Raw genomic sequence first — 17642 nt, 5'->3', positions numbered from 1 at the left:
CCGATGATCCAGATGCAAGGCGTCAGGCGCCCACGGCGCCGAGGTCCGCATCAGGCTCGGGGGGGCCGCTCCAGCCGCGACGGACGCGTCAGCTGCGCCCACTGATCGTCCAGCACAGGCCATCCCGCTCGCACCACGGGAATATAGGCCGGCGCCACAAAGTGGGCCGGCGCGGCCAGTTCCACCTTGCAGCTTCCCGCGCACACTGAGCCGCCATCGGTCGGCTGGGGGACCTCGTCGGGCGCAAAATCCGCCAGCGGCGCTAAGGACGCCTCGCCGCGGGTATCGGCAGCGACGCCAAGCGGCGTGGCAAGCCCCGCGGCATGAGCCTGAGGGTGCAAAGCCGCAAAGACCAGAACGATCGCCAGGACGATGTGCAGCCAAGCGAAGCCGCGGCTACGCGCCGCGCCTTGCCGGACGTGCAATGGGAGGACCTTGGCGATCACGGCGCCCTTAGACCTTGGGGCGGCCATAAACGCAAGGGGCGAACAGCCGCAGGGCCAGCCGGCGGATGCCCAGCATCGCCCTCGGCCGCGACAGTCAAACCGCACCTGCGGCGACCAGGCGCCTCTGAAAGCCTACAACACCTCGATCTCAGCCTGCAGCGCGCCGGCCGCCTTGATAGCTTGAAGGATCGAGATCATGTCCCGTGGCGTGACGCCGAGCGCGTTCAGTCCGCTCACCAGGCTGCCCAGTGAGGCGCCCGCCGGCAGCCTCACGAGTCCTCTCCCCTTTTCTTCGTCCACCTCGACGCTGGACTGCGGCGTCACCACGGTTTCGCCCTGGCCAAACGGCGAAGGCTGGCTCACAGCCGGCGTCTCCCGCACCGAGATCGTGAGGTTGCCCTGGCTGATCGCCACCGTGGAAATCCGAACATCGGCGCCCATGACAATGACGCCCGCCACCTCGTCGATAACGACCCGTGCCGGCGTATCGGTCTCCACCGGCAGGGCCTCCACGGCGGTGACGAACCCTGATGTCGTGGACGTCGCCGGCACCGAGAGCTGAACGATCGTCGGGCTCTGCGCCCGTGCAGCGTCGGGGAAGCGGCGGTTGATGGCGTCGGCCACCCGCACCGCCGTGGTGAAATCGGGGTTTCGCAGGTTGAGGCGCAGTTGCCGCATGGCGTTGAACTGGAATCCCGTCTCGCGCTCGACGATGGCGCCGCTGGCGATGCGGCCAGACGTGGGTACGCCCTTCGTCACCGAAGAACCGGATGCGCCGCTCGCGGAGACGGCGCCTGTCTGCACCGACCCTTGCGCCACCGCGTAGGTCTGGCCGTCCGCCCCTAGGAGCGGCGTGACCAAAAGCGTTCCGCCCATCAGGCTCTTCGCCGATCCCATGGCGGAGACGGTCGCATCCACCTGCGAGCCGGCGGCCGCGAAGGGCGGGAGCTTCGCCGTGACCATCACCGCGGCGACATTCTTGGTGTTGAGGCGAGCGTCCCGCGTATTGACGCCAAGACGCTCCAGCATCGCCTCCAGGCTTTGCTGGGTGAAAGGCGCGTTCCGCAGCGCGTCGCCCGTGCCGGCTAGCCCCACGACCAGTCCGTACCCAACCAGCGCGTTCTCCCGCACCCCTTCGACCTGGACGATATCCTTGATCCGGGACGTGGCCGCGCTTGAGGGCGCCGCCAAGAGCCCTACGGCGAACAGGCTCACGAAGGCCGCGAAACACCCGCGCCTCGCAAATCTCCGCGCGACCTCGTGCAAGGGGTCCTCCTGCGCCGGCGCAGTTCGACAACGTCCGCGCGCCGCGCCGGTGCGTTCCCGCTAGGCAGTCTTATGACAGCGCCGAGTAATCGAACCGTTAACCACGTTTCATCCAGAACGCCGCCAACGCGGCAAACCCGAGGGACCGCGCGCCCTCACTGGCGGATCCGGTCACGTGCTTCAGCCACGCGGCGAGTACGCAATGCGGGCCGGCGCCTACGCCTCTCCAGCGCTCGATCCCACATTGTTGAGCTGGGTGGCGAGCGCCACGACGAGCTGCGCGGGAGCGAACGGCTTCGCCAAGATTGCGCTGTCTGGCACGCCTTCCGCCGCCCACTCATGTGCGCTGCCACCGCTCATATAGACCACGGCGATGCGCAGATCCGCGCGTCGCGCCGCACGCGCGACGTCCCAGCCCGTCGTTCCACTTCCGAGATTGACATCGGTCACGACGCCCGCGAATTGGCTCGAAGGTCGATGGCGGCAGCGCCACTGTCGGCGTCGGCGACCTCGAAGCCGGCGTCTTCGAGTGCGCTCTGAAGAAGATCGCGGATAAGCAGCTCGTCTTCCACGAGCAGCACGCGGGGCAAGCTACCCCTCATCGCCATCCGAGCGCTCCGACCCGAATTTCGCAGGCGCCGGCGGCGCCGAAGCCTCGTTCATAAGCCATGGCGGCCTTCCGAAACGTGAATCCGGCCGCGATCGGTGCGTCTTGGCTCAGCGCCGCATCTCCAAGGCTTCGCCGACCCCCTCGTGTCGTGCGGGACCGAATGGCGGGCGGCTGGCGGAACTCCGAGGTGAGAGCTGGTCAGCCATGTGGCGAGACGACCACGTACTCACCCCGCCAGGGCCGGTGGGCGCGGGTCTCGCTAAATTCGAAGACCGCGTAGAGGCTCGCCGCCAGGATGGCGAAGCCAATCGCCATGCCCGCGAGGGTGCGCCAGGTCGCGCGCGGCCGGCTGTCCCAGGCGGCGCGTGGACCTTCCCGATGGGGATCCTCTCGCACGTGTCGAAACCTCTTCGTCGCGGTCGCCGCCCGCGGAAAAATGAGGGGCCGCCGCACAGCCTCGGCAAGGCCCTCTTTTACGGTCAGCGACGCCGGTCGCCCGGTCGGTTGCCTGGCACACCGTAGTCGTCCCGCGGGAGCATCGAACCACGGCCAACGCTGCCCAGCAGCTGTTCGAGGATCGTCATCTCCCGGCCGCGTGTCGGCGTCTCCCGGCCGTTGAACGCGATCACCTTCCCATCCTTCAGCGACAAGGTGTCGAGCGTCTTCAACACCTCGGTTTCCTTGTCGAAGCCGAGAGCGACGATGTCGCGCTTGATGATCTGTGGCCGGCGGAAGGCGGCCCTTGCCTTGATCTGCGAGATGTAGAACCAGACGTTCGGGTCGAAGGTTGAAGTGACCGACGGCGAACCGAGCTTTGCCCGCACCGTCGACTTGGTGTCGGTCCCGACCGCGAGATCGGTTGGATTGGTGTCTATGGCTTGATAGCCGGAATGGCTGGTGATGGTCGTGCAGCCGCTGATCGCGAAAGCTACAGCCGCAAGGCTGGCGATCGCCAAGCGTCGCTGGAATATGATGGGACGCAGAACGGAGCGCATGGTGGCATAAATCCCCAGGATTGTGTGACGAAGATCAACCGACCCGGACAGGCCGGTGCGCTCACGTCAGACTCGAGGGGGCCGTTCCAAGGCTACTGGCCGGCGTACGACAGCCCCGCCGATGCCGGAGCCTGGCCATGTGGCTGCCGCAAAGCTTGCAGGAAGTGTCGCGCCCAACTGCGCGACAGGGAGGCTCCACGCGTGCATCGCACAGTGACCCGCGCAAGTGGGGACGACACCGCCGCGTTCAGAGGCTTGGCCTCTGTCCTTCACCCCGCCATCCGTCACGGCGACGGCGGCGCCCCGGGTGGGTTCCAGGGCGGCATGGGCGACCGACGGGGCGACCGCTCCGCCTAAGATCATCAGCCAGGCCAGCATCACGGTGAGCGACGTCGTGAGCCGACGTCGCCATGCGCAGCGTCCCCTCGGAGCGAACCGGAAGAGCCGGGGAGATGTCGCCGTTGGCGCCATGTCCCTTTTATAGGTGGGAACGGCTCGGCTGTCTCGTGCGCGCCGAGTACAATGTGGTGGTGGCGCTAGTCTGGTACAGTTCTCTCGACGCGGCGCTCCACGCGCGGAAGGTGGACCGTGCGTCAGATCGGCGCCAACGCGTCGGACCCAGCAAGGAGACAACATGCGCTTTGCACTCCTGTTCGTTGGATCCCTCGTCGCCTTGGCGCTTTCAAGCTGCGGTAAGTACGCCCCGCTTGACCGCCCGCTGCCGCGGTCCGGCTCGGGGTCGGCGGGGCCCCCCTCCCAGCCCGCCGGGGCGGAGGTGAAGACGGTTGATCCCCGCGACCTCGACAACCGAACTCAATCTCCGCCCAGCTAAGCCGCGCCACCCCAGGCCTCGAGGATGACCGGACAGCAGCGCGACATCGCCAAGAGCATGTGCATCCACAGATCGCAGGAGCCTCCCTTCGGCGAGCGCCTTTTCGCCATGATAGGGACCCAAGGAGGCGCCGTGCGGACAACCCTGCCGCTGTTCATTCTGCTCGCAGGGTTTTGCCTGTCCGCGTGCGAGAGGCCGGTCGTCCGACGCACTCCCGAAGCCATGGCCGCTCACCGCCGGCAGCTTACGCCTCCAGAGCACGACGGGGCCCTGGAGGGCGCGGCCCTGTCGGCGATGCCAGCGCGCGCCAAGGGCGTCGGCCACGTCACAGCCGTCGATCGGATGGCGCGCACGATCACCATCGATCACGACCCCGCCCCCGGCTCCGATTGGCCGGCGATGCGCCTGACGCTGCCCGTGGCATCGCCCCGCCTTCTCGAAGGCGTCGCCGCTGGAACGCTCGTCGAATTCCACATCGAGCGCCGCGCCGGCGTGGCCGAGATCGCGGTTCTGAAGCCCCTTTCCGTTGCGAGACCGGGGCGGCCGCCTGTTCAGTCCAGCCCGCCGCCATAGGCGACGACCCAACAACCCGTTCAACGGACAAGGCGTCGCAATGGGACGGCGTCTGCCTTTACTCAAGCGCTTGCGGTTCCTGCAAAGCGGCCTCAGGCCTACCGGGGGATATTCTTGCGCGCGACCGTGTCTATTTGGGCCACGGTCGGGAAGAAGTCGAGGGTGGTCGATCCAAGCACCTTCGCGGCCCGGACCAGCATCGCGGCGCTCGCACGAACCCTCCCGTCTTCATAGTCGTGCAGCTGTCGCTCGCTTACGCCCAGCGCCTTAGCCAGCTCTGGGCGGCTCAGACCTGCCCGTTGCCGCCGGGCACGCAGCCGAGAGCCGACCTCGGAGGCGAGACCGGCGCCGGACCGCCGGGCGGGAATGGGGGCGGGAGCTGTCGGCTCACTCACGCCGGGTCCCCCTAGCCGTGCCTTGGGTCTGGCCCCTGGCCGGCGCAGCCGGGTCGACGGCCGCCGCGTCGCGCGGAGCTCCGATGCGATCCAGGCTCTGGGTCAGATGATCGATCGGCGCCCAGACGCCCGGCGCTGCGCGGCGCCGGAACGAAGCGGAAGGATCGTAGAGGGCCAGCTGCGGCGCCAGCGCCCGCGCCTCCAGTCGTCCCTGCGCGTTCAGGAGCGCGGCGCTGGCGACGTAGGCGTCGCGACGCGAGGTGACCAAGGCGAGTTCGGCGGTTCGCAGTTCCTGCTCCGCATTCAGGACGTCCAGCGTGGTGCGCAGGCCCAGTTCGAATTCCAGACGTACGCCTTCGAGCGCAAACCGAGCGGCCTTCACCACCTCCTCGTTGGCGGCGATCGCCGCCCGGGCGGTCCGCAGCTGACTCCATGCCTGCGCGACCGCCTGGCGGACCTGCCGCTCCGTGGTCTCCAAACGAAGTCGGTCGATGTTGTTGCGCTGCACGGCCTGTTCCACCTGCGACGACAGTATCCCGCCGGAATAGAGCGGAAGGGTCGTCACGACGGACGCCGACAGGTTGCGGGCGAGGCGATCTGCCACGAAGGGGTCGATCTGGCCGGAGTAGCCGTAGCCCGTCCTAAGGCTCACGGTCGGTCGGCGTTGCGCCTTGGCGAACGCGATGCGCGCGCGGCTCGCGCGCTCTACCAGTTCGGCGCTCCCGATGCGCGGGCTCTGCTGCTCAGCGGTGTCGTAGGCCTGAGCTATGGTAACGGGGAGCAGTGGGTCCAGATCCGGACGCGGCGCAAGTTCCCCCGGATCGTCACCCACGACCGCAGCATAGGCGGCGGCGCTGATCTCCAGTTGCCCCTCGGCGGCGGCGAGCTGGGCTCTCGATGTTCCAAGTCTCGCCTTGGCCTGCGCGACGTCGGTGCCGGTGAGCTCGCCGACGTCGAAGCGGGCCTGGGTTTCCTCGAGTCGACGCGCGAGGGTCTGCACGTCTTGCCGCCGGATCTCTACGATACGTTGATCCCGCCTGACGTCCACATAAGCCTGGACGACGCTGAGCACGAGATTGCCCTCCGTCTCCCGAAGCGCTTCGCGCGCGGCGAGGATTTCGGCCTCGGCCGCCGTGATCGACGCCGTCGTGCGTCCACCGGTGTAGATCGGCTGACTGAGGGAGAGGGATGCGTTGCCGAGGTTCCGCTCGGTCACGCCCGACCCGGTAACCGCAGTGTCAGGGATGCCATCCCCATTGGTGTCGACGAACGTGCCGCGGCCGGCGTTGACGGATGTCCGACTATAGGACGCTGTGGACGACGCATTGACCTGCGGGCGCAGCCCCGCCCGCGCCTGAACATAGGCCTCGTCGGCGAGCTTCACCTGTGCACGCTGGGCCGCCAGCGTCGGGTTGCTCTCGTAGGCGCGGGTAATCGCGTCGGCGAGCGTTTCGCCTCTCGCTGCGGTGGCGCTCAGCGCCGCCAAGCCGCAGGCGACCGCTATGCGCCACCGCGCGGCGGTCCCATGCTTTGCGCGACAACGCCTCACGGTGACTTCCAGGGCCGCGAGCATATCTCAGCTCCTTTCCGGCTCGGCGCGGGGGACGCATCCGAGCGATTGATGTCGATTCTCACAGGAAGAGCGGCGCGATGTAGGCTGCCAAAAGCAGCGCCATGCCGATCAGGACCAGTCGCGTGAGAAGCCGGCCGCGCGCGCCTGGACGTTCGAGCCTTCCCTGGCGACGCCGACGCCAAGCCCTGCCCCTCAGCCAGCGGCGGGGCACGGCCCGTCTCCCCGTTGCGCGCAGGCCCGCACCCGGTCTCCGGGTTCCAGACGCCAAGGGGCGGTGACCGTGTAGACCGTGCAGCGGTGGCCGCGGCCTGAGAGCCCCGAGACCCGGCCGGTTGCAGCGCCCAGCACCTGGCCGTCACTGGAGAGTCGCTCAAGGCGCACCCGGTAAGGCGACATCGCGACGGACTTTCGGCACAGGAAACCTCGAAATCGCAGAGACTCGCCGTCGCGGGTGACGCTAGGGGGCTCCAGTCGAAAGCCCGTAAGCGGGATCACTTCGGTGGCGACCTCCACGCGCTCGGCTGGCGCTGCCGCGGCGACCCCGGCGAAAGCGACCACGCCCACTGCGAAGATTGCAACTAGACGCACGATGTTCCTCCATTCCTCATGTGTCGGCGCTACGCGGGGATGCCGGCAGCACGGCCAAAGGGTCCAAGACGGCGCCGCGATGGTTGGCGAACTCCACATGGACATGGTTCGTCATGCCGGACGCGTATCGACGGCCGAGGTCCTGGGCCCGGCCGATGATCTCCCCGGCGGTGACCTGCGCCCCCGGGGCGCGAGACGATCCGACATAGAAGACCCGCGCGGAGTACCGCGTCGTGGGGCTCGTGATCTCGACGAACTGCAATTCCGGCTCGCCGGCGTAGGCTTGCCCCACCCGGGTGACGATGCCTGAAATCGGCGCGCGGATCGGGGCGCCGACCGGCGCCACCAGGTCGAGCCCGTTGTGCCGCCGGCGGCCGCCGTCCCGGGATGCGCCGAACGCCCCAGAGCCGTAGGCGTCCTCGCCGCGTTGTCCGAGCGTCTGCGGCCAGGCCAGATCGGTGCGACCGTCCTGGTCGAGGTCTACGCCGTCAGGCGTGTCACCCGCCGGCGCGGCCAAGGACTGTGAGTGCGGGACGGGGGCAGTCACCGCCTCTGCGCGCCCGCCCAAGGCTGCGCCACCGGCAAGGCCCACGGCGATCGCGGCGATTACCGCCACGCGGGAGAGCGCCGGCGACGCCACGAGGTGCGCGGCCCGTCCGACAATTGTTCCAGGAGACGTCACGCGTCACGATCCTTGTAGGCGAGCAGGCGCAGGGCGTTGGCCACGACGAGGACGGTAGAGCCCTCATGGAAGAGCACCGCGACGCCGATCTTCAGGCCGAACAGTGTCGCAGGGATCAGGAAGGCCACCACACCCAGGCTCACCCACAGGTTCTGCTTGATCACCCGGCTGGTCCGGCGGCTGAGGCCCACGGCGAACGGTAGGTGGTTGAGGTCGTCGGCCATTAGCGCCACGTCGGCGGTCTCCAGCGCCACATCGGACCCGGCTGCGCCCATGGCGATCCCTACGGTCGCGTTGGCCAGCGCCGGCGCATCGTTGACCCCGTCGCCCACCATGGCGACGCGGCCCTCCTGCGCCGTCAGCTCCTGGATCACCCTGACCTTGTCCTCGGGCATCAACCCGCCCTTGGCCTCGTCGAGCTTCAGGCTCTGGGCGATCGCGTCGGCGACGGACTGGTTATCCCCCGACAACATGAGGATCCGCTCGATGCCAAGCGCGCGGAGGCGCTCGATGACCTGGCGCGCCGGCGGGCGGGGCGTGTCCATTAGGCCCAGACTGCCGAGATAGCGGTCCCCCTTGCGGACCATCACCACGGTGCGGCCATTGCGTTCGAGTCGTCGCGCGTCGCTCCAGACGGCTTCCGAGGGTCGGGGTCCTTCGCCGGCGTCGAACATGGCCGGCTTGCCGATCAGGATCGGAGCCCCGTCGACAAGGGCCTGGACACCTTGTCCGGTCAGGCTGCGAACGTCCGTTGCAACCGCACTTGGCCGGTCGCCCAGCCGTTCGGCGCCGTCGCGCGCGATGGCGGCGGCCAGCGGATGGTCGCTGAGCGCCTCCACAGCCACCGCCACGGCCAGCAACTCCTGCTCGCTGACGCCGTCGGCCGGATCGACGTCGGTGAGGCGCGGCTTGCCCTCGGTCAAGGTGCCCGTCTTGTCGAACGCCAGCGCGGTCAGCGATCCGAGGTTCTCGAGCGGTCCGCCGCCCTTCACGAGCACCCCGCCCCGGGCGGCGCGGGCGACGCCGCTGAGCACCGCGCTGGGCACCGAGATCGCCAGCGCACACGGGCTGGCCGCCACCAGAACCGCCATCGCCCGGTAGAAGCTGACGCTGAAGGGCTCGTCGCGAACCAGCCAGGCGAACATCAAGAGGCCGACGAGGCCGAGCACCACGGGAACGAAGATGCGCTGGAAGCGATCGGTGAACCTCTGGGTCGGCGAGCGTTGCGTCTCGGCCTCGGCCACCATCTTGACCACGCGGGCCAGGGTCGTCTCGGTCGCACGCCGGGCGACGCGAACCTCCAACACGCCGGCCCCATTGATGGTGCCGGCGAACACCCGGTGCTCCGGGCCGGCCTTGTTGAAGTCCAATTGGGCGTCCGCAGCTGCCGCCTTGTCGACGGGCACGCTCTCGCCCGTGATCGGCGCTTGGTTGACGCTGCTGGCGCCGGCGATCACCACGCCGTCGGCCGGCAGGCGTTCATTGGGGCGGACGATGACGACGTCACCGATCTCGAGGGCTTCGACCGGGACCTCCTCGGTGGCTGTCCCGCGCCTCACGGTGGCCCGCTCCGGGGCGAGCTCCGCCAGCGCCTCGATCGCGCGCCGCGCCCGCCCCATGGCGTAGTGTTCGAGCGCATGCCCAAGGCTGAACAGGAAGAGCAGCAAGGCGCCCTCCGCCCAGGCGCCAAGGCTCGCGGCTCCGGCCGCCGCCACCAGCATGAGGGTGTCGATCTCGAAGCGCTTCTGACGGAGGTTCTCGAACGCTTCCCGCACGGTGAAAAAGCCGCCGAAGACGTAGGCGGCGACGTAGAAGGCGAGCGGTACGAGACCGGCGACGCGTCGCTCGATCAGCCATCCCGCGGCCAGGACCGCGCCGGCGAGCAGAGCGAAGATCAGCTCCGTGCGTTCGCCAAAGATGCCCCCGTGCGCATGCGCGTGTTCATGCTTGTCCTCACCCTGGCCATGAGCATGCCCATCCTCATCCTCGTCGCGTTCGGGGCCTTCGGCCACCGTGTCCTGGCGGAGAGGCGCTGGCGGAGGTTGGTCGACGGTTCCGGCCGCGGCATTTGAGGGAAGCGCCTCCGCGTCAAATGATCGAAGTTCGACCCCGAGGGTGCGGACAGACTCCAGCAGCGCCGCCTCGCTGGTCTTCTCCCGGTCGAACTCGACGAAGGCGCGGCCTACCGGCCGCACATCGGCATGGATGACGCCGGCCTGGGCGCGGAGATGGTCACGGATACGCCGAGCCATCCGGGGATGGATCGCCCCGCCGACCCGGAAGACGAAATGGCCAAACCGTTCCGCGATAACCGCGCCAGAGTCCTCGATAAAGGCGCGGAGCTGGCTGGGCGGCGCCCGTTCCCCGTCGAAGCGGATCAACAGGTGCTCGCCGGCCCCCTGCTTGGCCTCGACGCGCGCCTCCGCCACGGCGGGATGGCCCTGGGCGACGGACGTCAGGACCCCGACGCAGCGCTCGCAAAGATCCGCCCCGCCTCCCAGAACCGACTCGAGTGGCAGTCGGAGCTCCACCTGGGCCATGTCGATGCTCCTGCCCGCTACGCGTGGGGGTCGGCGTGATGCCCGCCGTAGCGGAGCACCTCGACCTTCTCGAAGGTGACCAAGCCGATGTCCTTGAGGTCATCCAGTTGGGGCAGAAAGGCGCGCAAACGCGCCTCCTCATCGACGAACTCGATCACGACCGGCAGGTTGTCGTTCAGGTCGAATGGACGGTGCTCGTGCAGCCGCGCGGACTCCCCAAAACCTTTGCGGCCGCGCAGCACGGTGGCGCCGGCGAGATGGGCGTCACGGGCTCTTCGGATGATCACGTCGATCAGCGAGCGGTCGCCCACCAGGGCGTTCTCGTCGGTATAGATGCGAAGCAGGACGGCTTGGCCGGGTGACTGCATGTTGGGTTCTCCTGAAGATGAGGGTCAGTGACGCGCGAAGATCCGCCTGCGGCCGCCATCCAGGAGCAACAGGGTCATGAAGGCTTCTCGGCTGCCGTCGGCTTGCTCCATGCCGGGCGCGCCGGCGGGCATGCCGGGAACTGCGATGCCGATGGCTTGGGGCCGCTGCCGCAGCAGCGCCTGTACGTCCTCAGCGGGCACGTGGCCTTCCACGACGTAGCCGTGGATCACGGCTGTGTGGCAGGCGGCCAGGTCGGCCGGCACCTTGTAGCGGAGCCGGACGTCCGCGAGATCGTCGACGATGACCGTCCGTGGTCGGTAGCCCGCGGACTCCATCTGCGAGACCCACGCCTGGCAGCACTGACAGCCAGCAGTGCGGTAGACGGTGAATTGGCTCTCGGCGAGCGTCCGCCCTGGCGCGAGCCCGGCGATCGCAAGCGCTGCTAGGGCGCCGCGGCGAGACAGACCCTTCATGGCGTTCTCTCGGTTGGTTGCGTGGAATCGGGCTTCGCATGGACGTTGAGCCGGAAGTCGTGACGGTGATCGGCTTCGATGATGCTCAGGAGCGCGCCGTCCTGAGGGGCGGGAGCCTGGGTCGTGGACGTCCACCCGCCTGCAGACGGTGAGAACGAAACGGCGGGGCCACCGGAGGACGTCAGGCTGACTTGCCGCGCGGGTGGTGGCGCGATGGACTCTCCGCCCTGCCCGATGAACCGTATTGACAGGGCGCCCTGCGATCCGAACGGCGCCTGGAATTCGATGAGCATGCCCTTCGCGTCAGCGCGCCAAACGCCGGGCCTCGCGGGCTCCACAACGAGCGGCTGCTCCTCATGCGGGGCCGCCGAGGCGGCCAGCGGCGCCCAAAGCAGCGCCGCGGCGATGAGCCGACCGCTCAGTCCGGACCTCCTGCTCGCCGTCCCCGCCCGTCCGCAATCGTGACGCACGGGGTCTTTCGGCAGTGCGGGGAAACGCATGGCTGTCCTCCCTCTTGAAGGTGGGCGCCGGCGCGGCCTGGGGGGAGCCGCGCCGGCGGGTCCAGTCAGCTCGCTTGGGGCTGGAGAGCTGCTGGACGGTCACCCTCGGCCGCGGGCTTGCGCCCGAGGCTAAGGATGAGCTGGGAGATGGCGGGCAGCACGAGCAGCGTGACCAGCGTGGCGGTGATCAGCCCCCCGATCACCACCATGGCCAGCGGCTTCTGCACCTCCGCGCCGGTCCCGTGGGCCAGCGCCATCGGGATGAAGCCGATGGCCGGAACGAGGCCGGTCATCAACACCGGCCGGAACCGCTCGACCGAGCCGTCGTAGATCGCCCTGGCGACGGGCATGCCTTCGTCGAGACGCTGCCGGATACTCGACATCACCACCAGGCCGTTGAGCACCGCCACGCCGGCCAGCACGATGAAGCCCACGGCCGCCGAGATCGAGAAGGTGATCCCGGTCAGGGCCAGCGCGAACACCCCGCCCGCCAGCCCGAGGGGGATGGCGGCGAACACCGCGACGGCGCGGGCGAGCCCCCCCAGGGCCATGAACAGGATGACGAAGATCGCCAGGAAGCACAGCGGCACGACAATGCTCAGGCGCTGGGTGGCGGCCTGGAGGTTCTCATATTGGCCGCCCCACTGCAGGTAGGAGCCGGTTGGCAGGGCCACGGCCTCGACCTTGCTGCGCGCTTCGGTGACGAACGAGCCGATGTCGCGGTCGCGCACATTCACCTGGATCACGACGCGGCGCTTGCCGTTCTCACGGCTCACCTGGTTGAGGCCGTCGGTGAAGCGCAGCTCCACCAGCTGGCGCAGCGGAACCGACTGGCTGGGCGCGCCGTCCGAAGACGGCAGCATCACGGGCGTCGCTCCGAGGCTGTCCAGGTCGTTGCGCTGCGTCATCGGCACCCGCACGACGATGTCGAAGCGGCGGTCGCCCTCGAACACCGCGCCGGCCTCGCGGCCGCCGAGCGCCGTGGCGAGCGTGTCGGCCACCTCCTCGACGGTCAGGCCGAAACGGGCGATGGCGGCGCGGTCGAACCGGACGTCCAGGGTGGGCGCGCCAGCGGTCTGCTCGACGCGCACGCCCTCGGCGCCTTGGATTCCCTGCAGCACCAAGCCGATCTTGCCAGCCGCGGCACTCATCTTGTCGAGATCGTCGCCGTAGAGCTTGATGGCGACATCGCCCCGCACGCCAGCGATGAGCTCGTTGAAGCGCATCTGGATCGGCTGGGTGATCTCGTAGCTGTTGCCGAGCAGCGGCTCGACCTTCTTGAGGATCCGCTCAGCCACCTGTTCCTTCGTGGTGACCCCCTTCGGCCACTCCTCGCTGGGCTTCAGGATGACGAAGCTGTCGGACTGGTTGACCGGCATGGGGTCGGTGGCGACCTCGGCGGTGCCGGTCTTGGAGAAGGTCATCTGGACCTCCGGCAGCGAGGCGACCGCCCGCTCCACCTGCTGCTGCATGGTCTTGGATTGCTCGAGCGACGTGGAGGGGATCTTCAAGGCGCCGAGGGCGATGTTCTTCTCGTCCAGGGTCGGGATGAATTCCTGCCCAAGCGTGGTGAACACCACCCCACTCAGCAGGAAGACGGCGACCCCGGCGCCAATGAACGGCCACGGCCGCGCGAGTGAGCGCGCCAGGAGGGGTTCGTAGCGAACCTTCAGCCACTGAATGATCCGGACTTCCTTCTCGGCGACCTTGCCGCGCATAAGGATGGCCACCATGGCCGGCACGAAGGTGAGCGAGAGGATGAACGCCGCCGCCAGCGCCAGCATGATGGTGATGGCCATGGGGGAGAAGGTCTTCCCCTCGACGCCGGTGAAGGTCAGCAGCGGAGCGAAGACGAGGAAGATGATCGCCTGCCCGTAGACGGTGGGGCGGATCATCTCCTGCGAGGCGTGAAGGACCGTCTCGAGGCGCTCGTTCAGGTTCAGCAGCCGGTTCTCATGGTGCTGTCGCTCCGCGAGCCGCAGCAGACAGTTCTCGATGATGATCACCGTGCCGTCGACGATCAGGCCGAAGTCGAGCGCCCCTAGGCTCATCAGGTTGCCGGGCACGCCCAGGCTGTTCATCCCGATCGCCATCATCAGGAATGAGAAGGGAATGATCAGCACGGCGATGAAGGCCGCCCGCACATTGCCGAGCAGCAGGAACAGGGTGGCCGCCACGAGAATGGCGCCCTCCGTGAGGTTCCGCTCCACGGTCCCAATGGTGGCGTTCACCAGCACGGAGCGGTCGAGGCCCACATTGACCACGACCCCGGGCGGCAGCGACTTCTTCACCTCGTTGAGCTTCTCGCCGACGGCCTTGGCGACGGTCCGGCTGTTCTCGCCGATCAGCATGAGCGCCGTGCCCACGACGGTTTCCTGGCCGTTCTTGGTGGCCGCGCCCGTGCGCAGATCCCCGCCCACGCGAACCGTGGCCACATCCTTGACCGTCACCGGCACGGTCTGGCGGGTGGCGATCACCGCGTTGGCGATCTCGTCCAGCGTCCGGACCCGGGCGTCGGCCCGCACCAGATAGGCTTCACCGGCCCGCTGGATGAAGTTCGCGCCAACGGAGAGGTTGGCCGCTTCCAGAGCCTTCGCCAGCTCCGTATAGGAGACGCCGTAGGCGGCCAGCTTCGCCGGGTCGGGTTCCACGACGTATTGCTTCTCGTAGCCGCCGATGGAGTCGATCCCGGCCACGCCGTTCACGGTGCGCAGCTGCGGCCGGATGATCCAGTCCTGAACAGTGCGGAGATAACCGGCCTGCGCCACAGGGTCGCTCAGCCGCTCGCCCTCCGGAGTCAGATAAGAACCGTCGGACTGCCATCCCGGGGCGCCATCCTTGACCTTCGCGCCCCTGCCGCCCGGATTGGCGAACTCGACGGTGTACATGTAGACCTCGCCCAGGCCGGTCGTGACCGGACCGATCTGGGGCTGCACGCCGGCCGGGAGGGTGTCGCGCGCCTGGGTCAGCCGCTCCGCCACCTGCTGGCGGGCGAAGTAGAGGTCGGTGCTTTCCTTGAAGACCGCCGAGACTTGGCTGAATCCGTTGCGCGATATCGACCGCGTCGACTCCAGACCGGGAATGCCGGCGAGCGCCGTCTCGATGGGGAAGGTGACGCGCTTTTCGATCTCTACCGGCGACAGCGCGGGCGCCACCGAGTTGATCTGCACCTGCTTGTTGGTGATGTCCGGCACCGCGTCGATCGGCAGCTTCGCCAGCTGCCAGACGCCGAGACCGGCGATGATGAGGGTCAGGACAAGGACGTACCAACGCCCCTTCACCGACATGGATAGGATGCGGCCGATCATTTCGGCATGTCTCCAGACGTGATGGGGAGGCTCATTCTTCTTCCGCGCTCTTGCCGAGCTCGGCCTTCAGCAGGAAGGCGTTCCGGGTGGCGACAGCCTCGCCGCCCCTCAGCCCCTGCAGGATCTCGACCCGGCCGCCGGTGCGTTGGCCCACCGTCACGGGCTGCACCCGAAAGCCCTTCGCCGTGCGCACGAACACCGCGTCGCGACCTTCAACGGTCTGCACAGCCTCCTCGGGCACGACGATGCCGGTGGTGGCGGACTGCCGGGAAACGATACGCGCCCGCACCAGCTGGCCCGGCTGGAGCACCCCGCCCCCTCCGGCCAGCGACAGGACGACGGTGGCCGACCGGGTCTGTTCGTTGACGCCAGGCGTCACCGAGCGCACGACGGCGGAGCGCGTCTCCCCGCTGGTCGTCTCGATCACGGCTTGGTCACCCGGCTGGATGCGTCGCGCATCCATGGCCGTCACCGCCGCCTCAACCTGGATGCGGCTTGGATCGGCGATGCGGAAGAGCTCCGTCTCGGGCTGCACGAAGGCGCCCAGGCTTGCGTTCATCGCCGTGATGCGTCCGCTGATCGGGCTGATCACCGCCACATAGCGTCCATCGCGCGAGACGTCGGCCGCGCCCGCGGCGGTCGCGGCGCGCCTGGCCTCCGCCTCGGCGGCGACAAGCTCCGCCTGCGCCGTCTCATAGTCCTGCCTGGGGCTGACCTTCTGCTCGAAGAGCCGCCGCTCCCGGGCCGCCACCTTGCGCGCGAGCTCGGCGCGAGCCGTCGCGGTGGCGCGATCGGCGGCGATCTGAGCGGCTTCGCGGCTTTCGACGAGGGCCAGGGTCTCGCCGGCGCGGACCGGGTCACCCAGACGCTTGTTGATCCGCGCAATGGAGCCCGCCGCGCGGGCGGTCAGCGCCGCCTGCCCGGACGGCTCGGCCTCGACGGTAGCCTGGGCGACGATTTCGCCGGCGATCCCGCTGGTGGCTACCGTCTGCACCTGCACGCCCGAAGCGGTGATCCGTTCCGGACCCATGACCAGGGTGTCGGCCGCATGCGCCGCCCCTGCCGCCTCGCCCTTTTCTGCGGACGCTTCGGCAGCGGTTGGCGGTTTGGGACTGGTGAGCTTGGCGGCGGTGAAGCCGATGCCGGTGGCGGCGACGAGGGCGGCGCCGGCGAGCAGCCAGTTGCGGTTGGCGCCGGCGGCGAGGGATTTGCGGGGCATCAGGAGACTCCGAAGGGGGCGCGGCCCTGCAGCCGCGCCAGGCCCGCTTCGGCGCGCAGGCGCTGCAGCTGGGCTTCGATGGTTTGGGTGCGCGCCTCGGCCAGGGCCCGGCGCGCATTGGTCAGTTCGACGAGCGGCGACTTGCCGGCCTCATAGGCGATGCGGGTGAGCCGGTAGGCCTCGGCCGCGGTGGCCTCGGTCTCGACGGCGGCGGCGACCCGGGTCTCGGCCGCCTCCACCTGGAAGAGCGCGGTGCGCAGCTCCGCCTCGGCGTCCAGCCGCGCCGCGTTCAGCCGCGCCTCGGCCGCCAGCAGCTCGCCCTGGGCGGCGTTGACGTTGCCGCGGTTCTGGTCGAACACCGGGATGGGCACGGAGACCCCGGCCACCACGGCGCTGGAGTCGTCGCCGCTGAAGCGGCGCACGCCGGCCGAGACGGTGACGTCGGGAACGGCGCGCGTGCGCTCCACCCGCACCCGCCGCGCGGCGGCTTCCCGCTCGGCCTGGGCGGCGACCACGGCCGGCACCGACAGGGCGTCGATGGTGCGCTCGAGGTTCGCCGGCGTCGGCCGCGGCAGCAGGCTTTCGGCAAGGGCGGTGAACGGCGCCGGGGAGCCGGCGAGCGCCGTCAGCCGGGCGAAGGCGCTGGCGCGGGCGGTGCGGGCCGCATCCAGGGCCGCCCGCGCCGAGGTCACGCCGGCCTGGGCCTGCAGGCTGCGCAGCTCGGCTTCCTTGCCGGCTTCCACCAGCGCCCGGGCGGCGCGCAGGTCTTCCTCCGCCAGGGTCAGCGACTCCTGCGCCAGCGTCACCCGCCGCTCGGCGGCCTCGGCCTCGGCGTAGGCGGCGGCCAGCTCGAAGGCGTAGTCGGCCCGCGCCTGGGCGAGCCGGGCGCGCGCCGCATCGACCCCGGCCCGCCCGGCGGCGATCCGCGCGCCGCGCTTGCCGCCGAGCTCGATCGGCAGGCCAACGGAGAACGTCGTCTCGGCCGCGCCCGTGCCCCGATAGGGACCGGAGCCGTTGAAGTTCTCCATCTCGACCGCTGCGGTCGGGTTCGGCCGCGCCGCCGCCTGGCGGGCCAGGCCCTGGGCCTGGCGCACGCCGGCTTCGGCTTCGGCTAGCCGGGGCGCGCTCGACTGCGCCTGGGCCAGCAGGTCCCGGTAAGGCGGGGCCGGTTCGGCCGCCGCGCCGCGTCCCGACGCCCACGCGCCCAGGATCGCCGCCGCGCTCACGGCCGCATACCGCAGCCGCCCGCGCATGATGAGTGTCATGAAAGTCG

General features: G+C 69.3%; 16 protein-coding genes. 1 reads left to right on the top strand and 15 read right to left on the bottom strand.

The window, feature by feature from the left end:
* Positions 1–50 precede the first annotated feature (50 nt).
* From PHZ_RS23325 to PHZ_RS20900, 5 genes are all read right to left on the bottom strand, one after another.
* The gene (locus PHZ_RS23325) at positions 51–446 is read right to left on the bottom strand and encodes a hypothetical protein (RefSeq protein ID WP_041374513.1); all 396 of its coding nucleotides are present in this window, start codon (positions 444–446) and stop codon (positions 51–53) included.
* 132 nt (positions 447–578) lie between these two features.
* Positions 579–1661 (bottom strand): flagellar basal body P-ring protein FlgI, encoded by a 1083-nt coding sequence (locus PHZ_RS20905; RefSeq protein ID WP_041374608.1) that lies wholly within the window; start codon positions 1659–1661, stop codon positions 579–581.
* Positions 1662–1928: 267 nt separating this feature from the next.
* The gene (locus tag PHZ_RS23730) at positions 1929–2162 is read right to left on the bottom strand and encodes a hypothetical protein (RefSeq protein ID WP_012520492.1); all 234 of its coding nucleotides are present in this window, start codon (positions 2160–2162) and stop codon (positions 1929–1931) included.
* Positions 2159–2293: a response regulator gene (locus tag PHZ_RS23815; RefSeq protein ID WP_269079175.1), complete on the bottom strand. Its 135-nt coding sequence runs from the start codon at positions 2291–2293 to the stop codon at positions 2159–2161. The genes PHZ_RS23730 and PHZ_RS23815 overlap by 4 nt, the downstream gene beginning before the upstream one ends.
* A gap of 508 nt (positions 2294–2801) precedes the next feature.
* The gene (locus tag PHZ_RS20900) at positions 2802–3317 is read right to left on the bottom strand and encodes an outer membrane protein assembly factor BamE (RefSeq protein ID WP_012520490.1); all 516 of its coding nucleotides are present in this window, start codon (positions 3315–3317) and stop codon (positions 2802–2804) included.
* An 856-nt stretch (positions 3318–4173) separates the two neighbouring features.
* Here PHZ_RS20900 and PHZ_RS21985 point away from each other — a divergent pair.
* Positions 4174–4722 (top strand): copper-binding protein, encoded by a 549-nt coding sequence (locus PHZ_RS21985; RefSeq protein WP_049758526.1) that lies wholly within the window; start codon positions 4174–4176, stop codon positions 4720–4722.
* Between the two features lie 98 nt (positions 4723–4820).
* On the opposite strand, the gene PHZ_RS23875 is transcribed toward PHZ_RS21985, so the two are convergent.
* The 10 genes from PHZ_RS23875 to PHZ_RS20845 all read right to left on the bottom strand — a co-directional run bounded on the left by PHZ_RS23875 (position 4821) and on the right by PHZ_RS20845 (position 17634).
* Positions 4821–5117, bottom strand: a complete 297-nt coding sequence (locus PHZ_RS23875) for a helix-turn-helix domain-containing protein (RefSeq protein ID WP_187149124.1) — start codon at positions 5115–5117, stop codon at positions 4821–4823.
* The gene (locus PHZ_RS20885) at positions 5110–6690 is read right to left on the bottom strand and encodes a TolC family outer membrane protein (RefSeq protein ID WP_049758524.1); all 1581 of its coding nucleotides are present in this window, start codon (positions 6688–6690) and stop codon (positions 5110–5112) included. The genes PHZ_RS23875 and PHZ_RS20885 overlap by 8 nt, the downstream gene beginning before the upstream one ends.
* Positions 6691–7294: 604 nt before the next feature.
* Positions 7295–7894, bottom strand: coding sequence for a M23 family metallopeptidase (locus PHZ_RS20880; protein ID WP_187149123.1), 600 nt, complete (start codon positions 7892–7894; stop codon positions 7295–7297).
* 62 nt (positions 7895–7956) lie between these two features.
* On the bottom strand, positions 7957–10500 hold the full coding sequence (locus PHZ_RS20875; protein WP_012520484.1) for a heavy metal translocating P-type ATPase: 2544 nt from the start codon (positions 10498–10500) through the stop codon (positions 7957–7959).
* A gap of 17 nt (positions 10501–10517) precedes the next feature.
* A complete protein-coding gene (locus tag PHZ_RS20870) occupies positions 10518–10868 on the bottom strand; it encodes a DUF190 domain-containing protein (protein WP_012520482.1) in 351 nt (116 codons plus the stop codon).
* Positions 10869–10892: 24 nt separating this feature from the next.
* Complete coding sequence (locus PHZ_RS20865) at positions 10893–11342, bottom strand: DUF411 domain-containing protein (protein ID WP_012520481.1); 450 nt, start codon at positions 11340–11342, stop codon at positions 10893–10895.
* Positions 11339–11842 (bottom strand): hypothetical protein, encoded by a 504-nt coding sequence (locus tag PHZ_RS23320; protein ID WP_041374511.1) that lies wholly within the window; start codon positions 11840–11842, stop codon positions 11339–11341. Before PHZ_RS23320 ends, PHZ_RS20865 begins: the two co-directional genes overlap by 4 nt.
* A 65-nt stretch (positions 11843–11907) precedes the next feature.
* Positions 11908–15150, bottom strand: coding sequence for an efflux RND transporter permease subunit (locus tag PHZ_RS20855; protein ID WP_012520480.1), 3243 nt, complete (start codon positions 15148–15150; stop codon positions 11908–11910).
* A 31-nt stretch (positions 15151–15181) separates the two neighbouring features.
* Positions 15182–16369, bottom strand: coding sequence for an efflux RND transporter periplasmic adaptor subunit (locus PHZ_RS20850; RefSeq protein ID WP_012520479.1), 1188 nt, complete (start codon positions 16367–16369; stop codon positions 15182–15184).
* The gene (locus PHZ_RS20845; RefSeq protein ID WP_012520478.1) at positions 16369–17634 is read right to left on the bottom strand and encodes a TolC family protein; all 1266 of its coding nucleotides are present in this window, start codon (positions 17632–17634) and stop codon (positions 16369–16371) included. Before PHZ_RS20845 ends, PHZ_RS20850 begins: the two co-directional genes overlap by 1 nt.
* Between the last annotated feature and the right edge of the window lie 8 nt (positions 17635–17642).

The sequence above is a fragment of the Phenylobacterium zucineum HLK1 genome (assembly GCF_000017265.1).
Taxonomy (GTDB): domain Bacteria; phylum Pseudomonadota; class Alphaproteobacteria; order Caulobacterales; family Caulobacteraceae; genus Phenylobacterium; species Phenylobacterium zucineum.
The sequence above is the reverse complement of the archived record's forward strand: the minus strand, read 5'-3'. Positions and strand labels throughout refer to the sequence as shown.

Bases quoted from the DNA above. Each gene is read 5' to 3' on its own strand.
- PHZ_RS20900 (WP_012520490.1), bottom strand. From the start codon at position 3,317: ATGCGCTCCGTTCTGCGTCCCATCATATTCCAGCGACGCTTGGCGATC.
- PHZ_RS21985 (WP_049758526.1), top strand. From the start codon at position 4,174: ATGACCGGACAGCAGCGCGACATCGCCAAGAGCATGTGCATCCACAGA.
- PHZ_RS20885 (WP_049758524.1), bottom strand. From the start codon at position 6,690: ATGCTCGCGGCCCTGGAAGTCACCGTGAGGCGTTGTCGCGCAAAGCAT.
- PHZ_RS20875 (WP_012520484.1), bottom strand. From the start codon at position 10,500: ATGGCCCAGGTGGAGCTCCGACTGCCACTCGAGTCGGTTCTGGGAGGC.
- PHZ_RS20870 (WP_012520482.1), bottom strand. From the start codon at position 10,868: ATGCAGTCACCCGGCCAAGCCGTCCTGCTTCGCATCTATACCGACGAG.
- PHZ_RS20865 (WP_012520481.1), bottom strand. From the start codon at position 11,342: ATGAAGGGTCTGTCTCGCCGCGGCGCCCTAGCAGCGCTTGCGATCGCC.
- PHZ_RS23320 (WP_041374511.1), bottom strand. From the start codon at position 11,842: ATGCGTTTCCCCGCACTGCCGAAAGACCCCGTGCGTCACGATTGCGGA.
- PHZ_RS20855 (WP_012520480.1), bottom strand. From the start codon at position 15,150: ATGATCGGCCGCATCCTATCCATGTCGGTGAAGGGGCGTTGGTACGTC.
- PHZ_RS20850 (WP_012520479.1), bottom strand. From the start codon at position 16,369: ATGCCCCGCAAATCCCTCGCCGCCGGCGCCAACCGCAACTGGCTGCTC.
- PHZ_RS20845 (WP_012520478.1), bottom strand. From the start codon at position 17,634: ATGACACTCATCATGCGCGGGCGGCTGCGGTATGCGGCCGTGAGCGCG.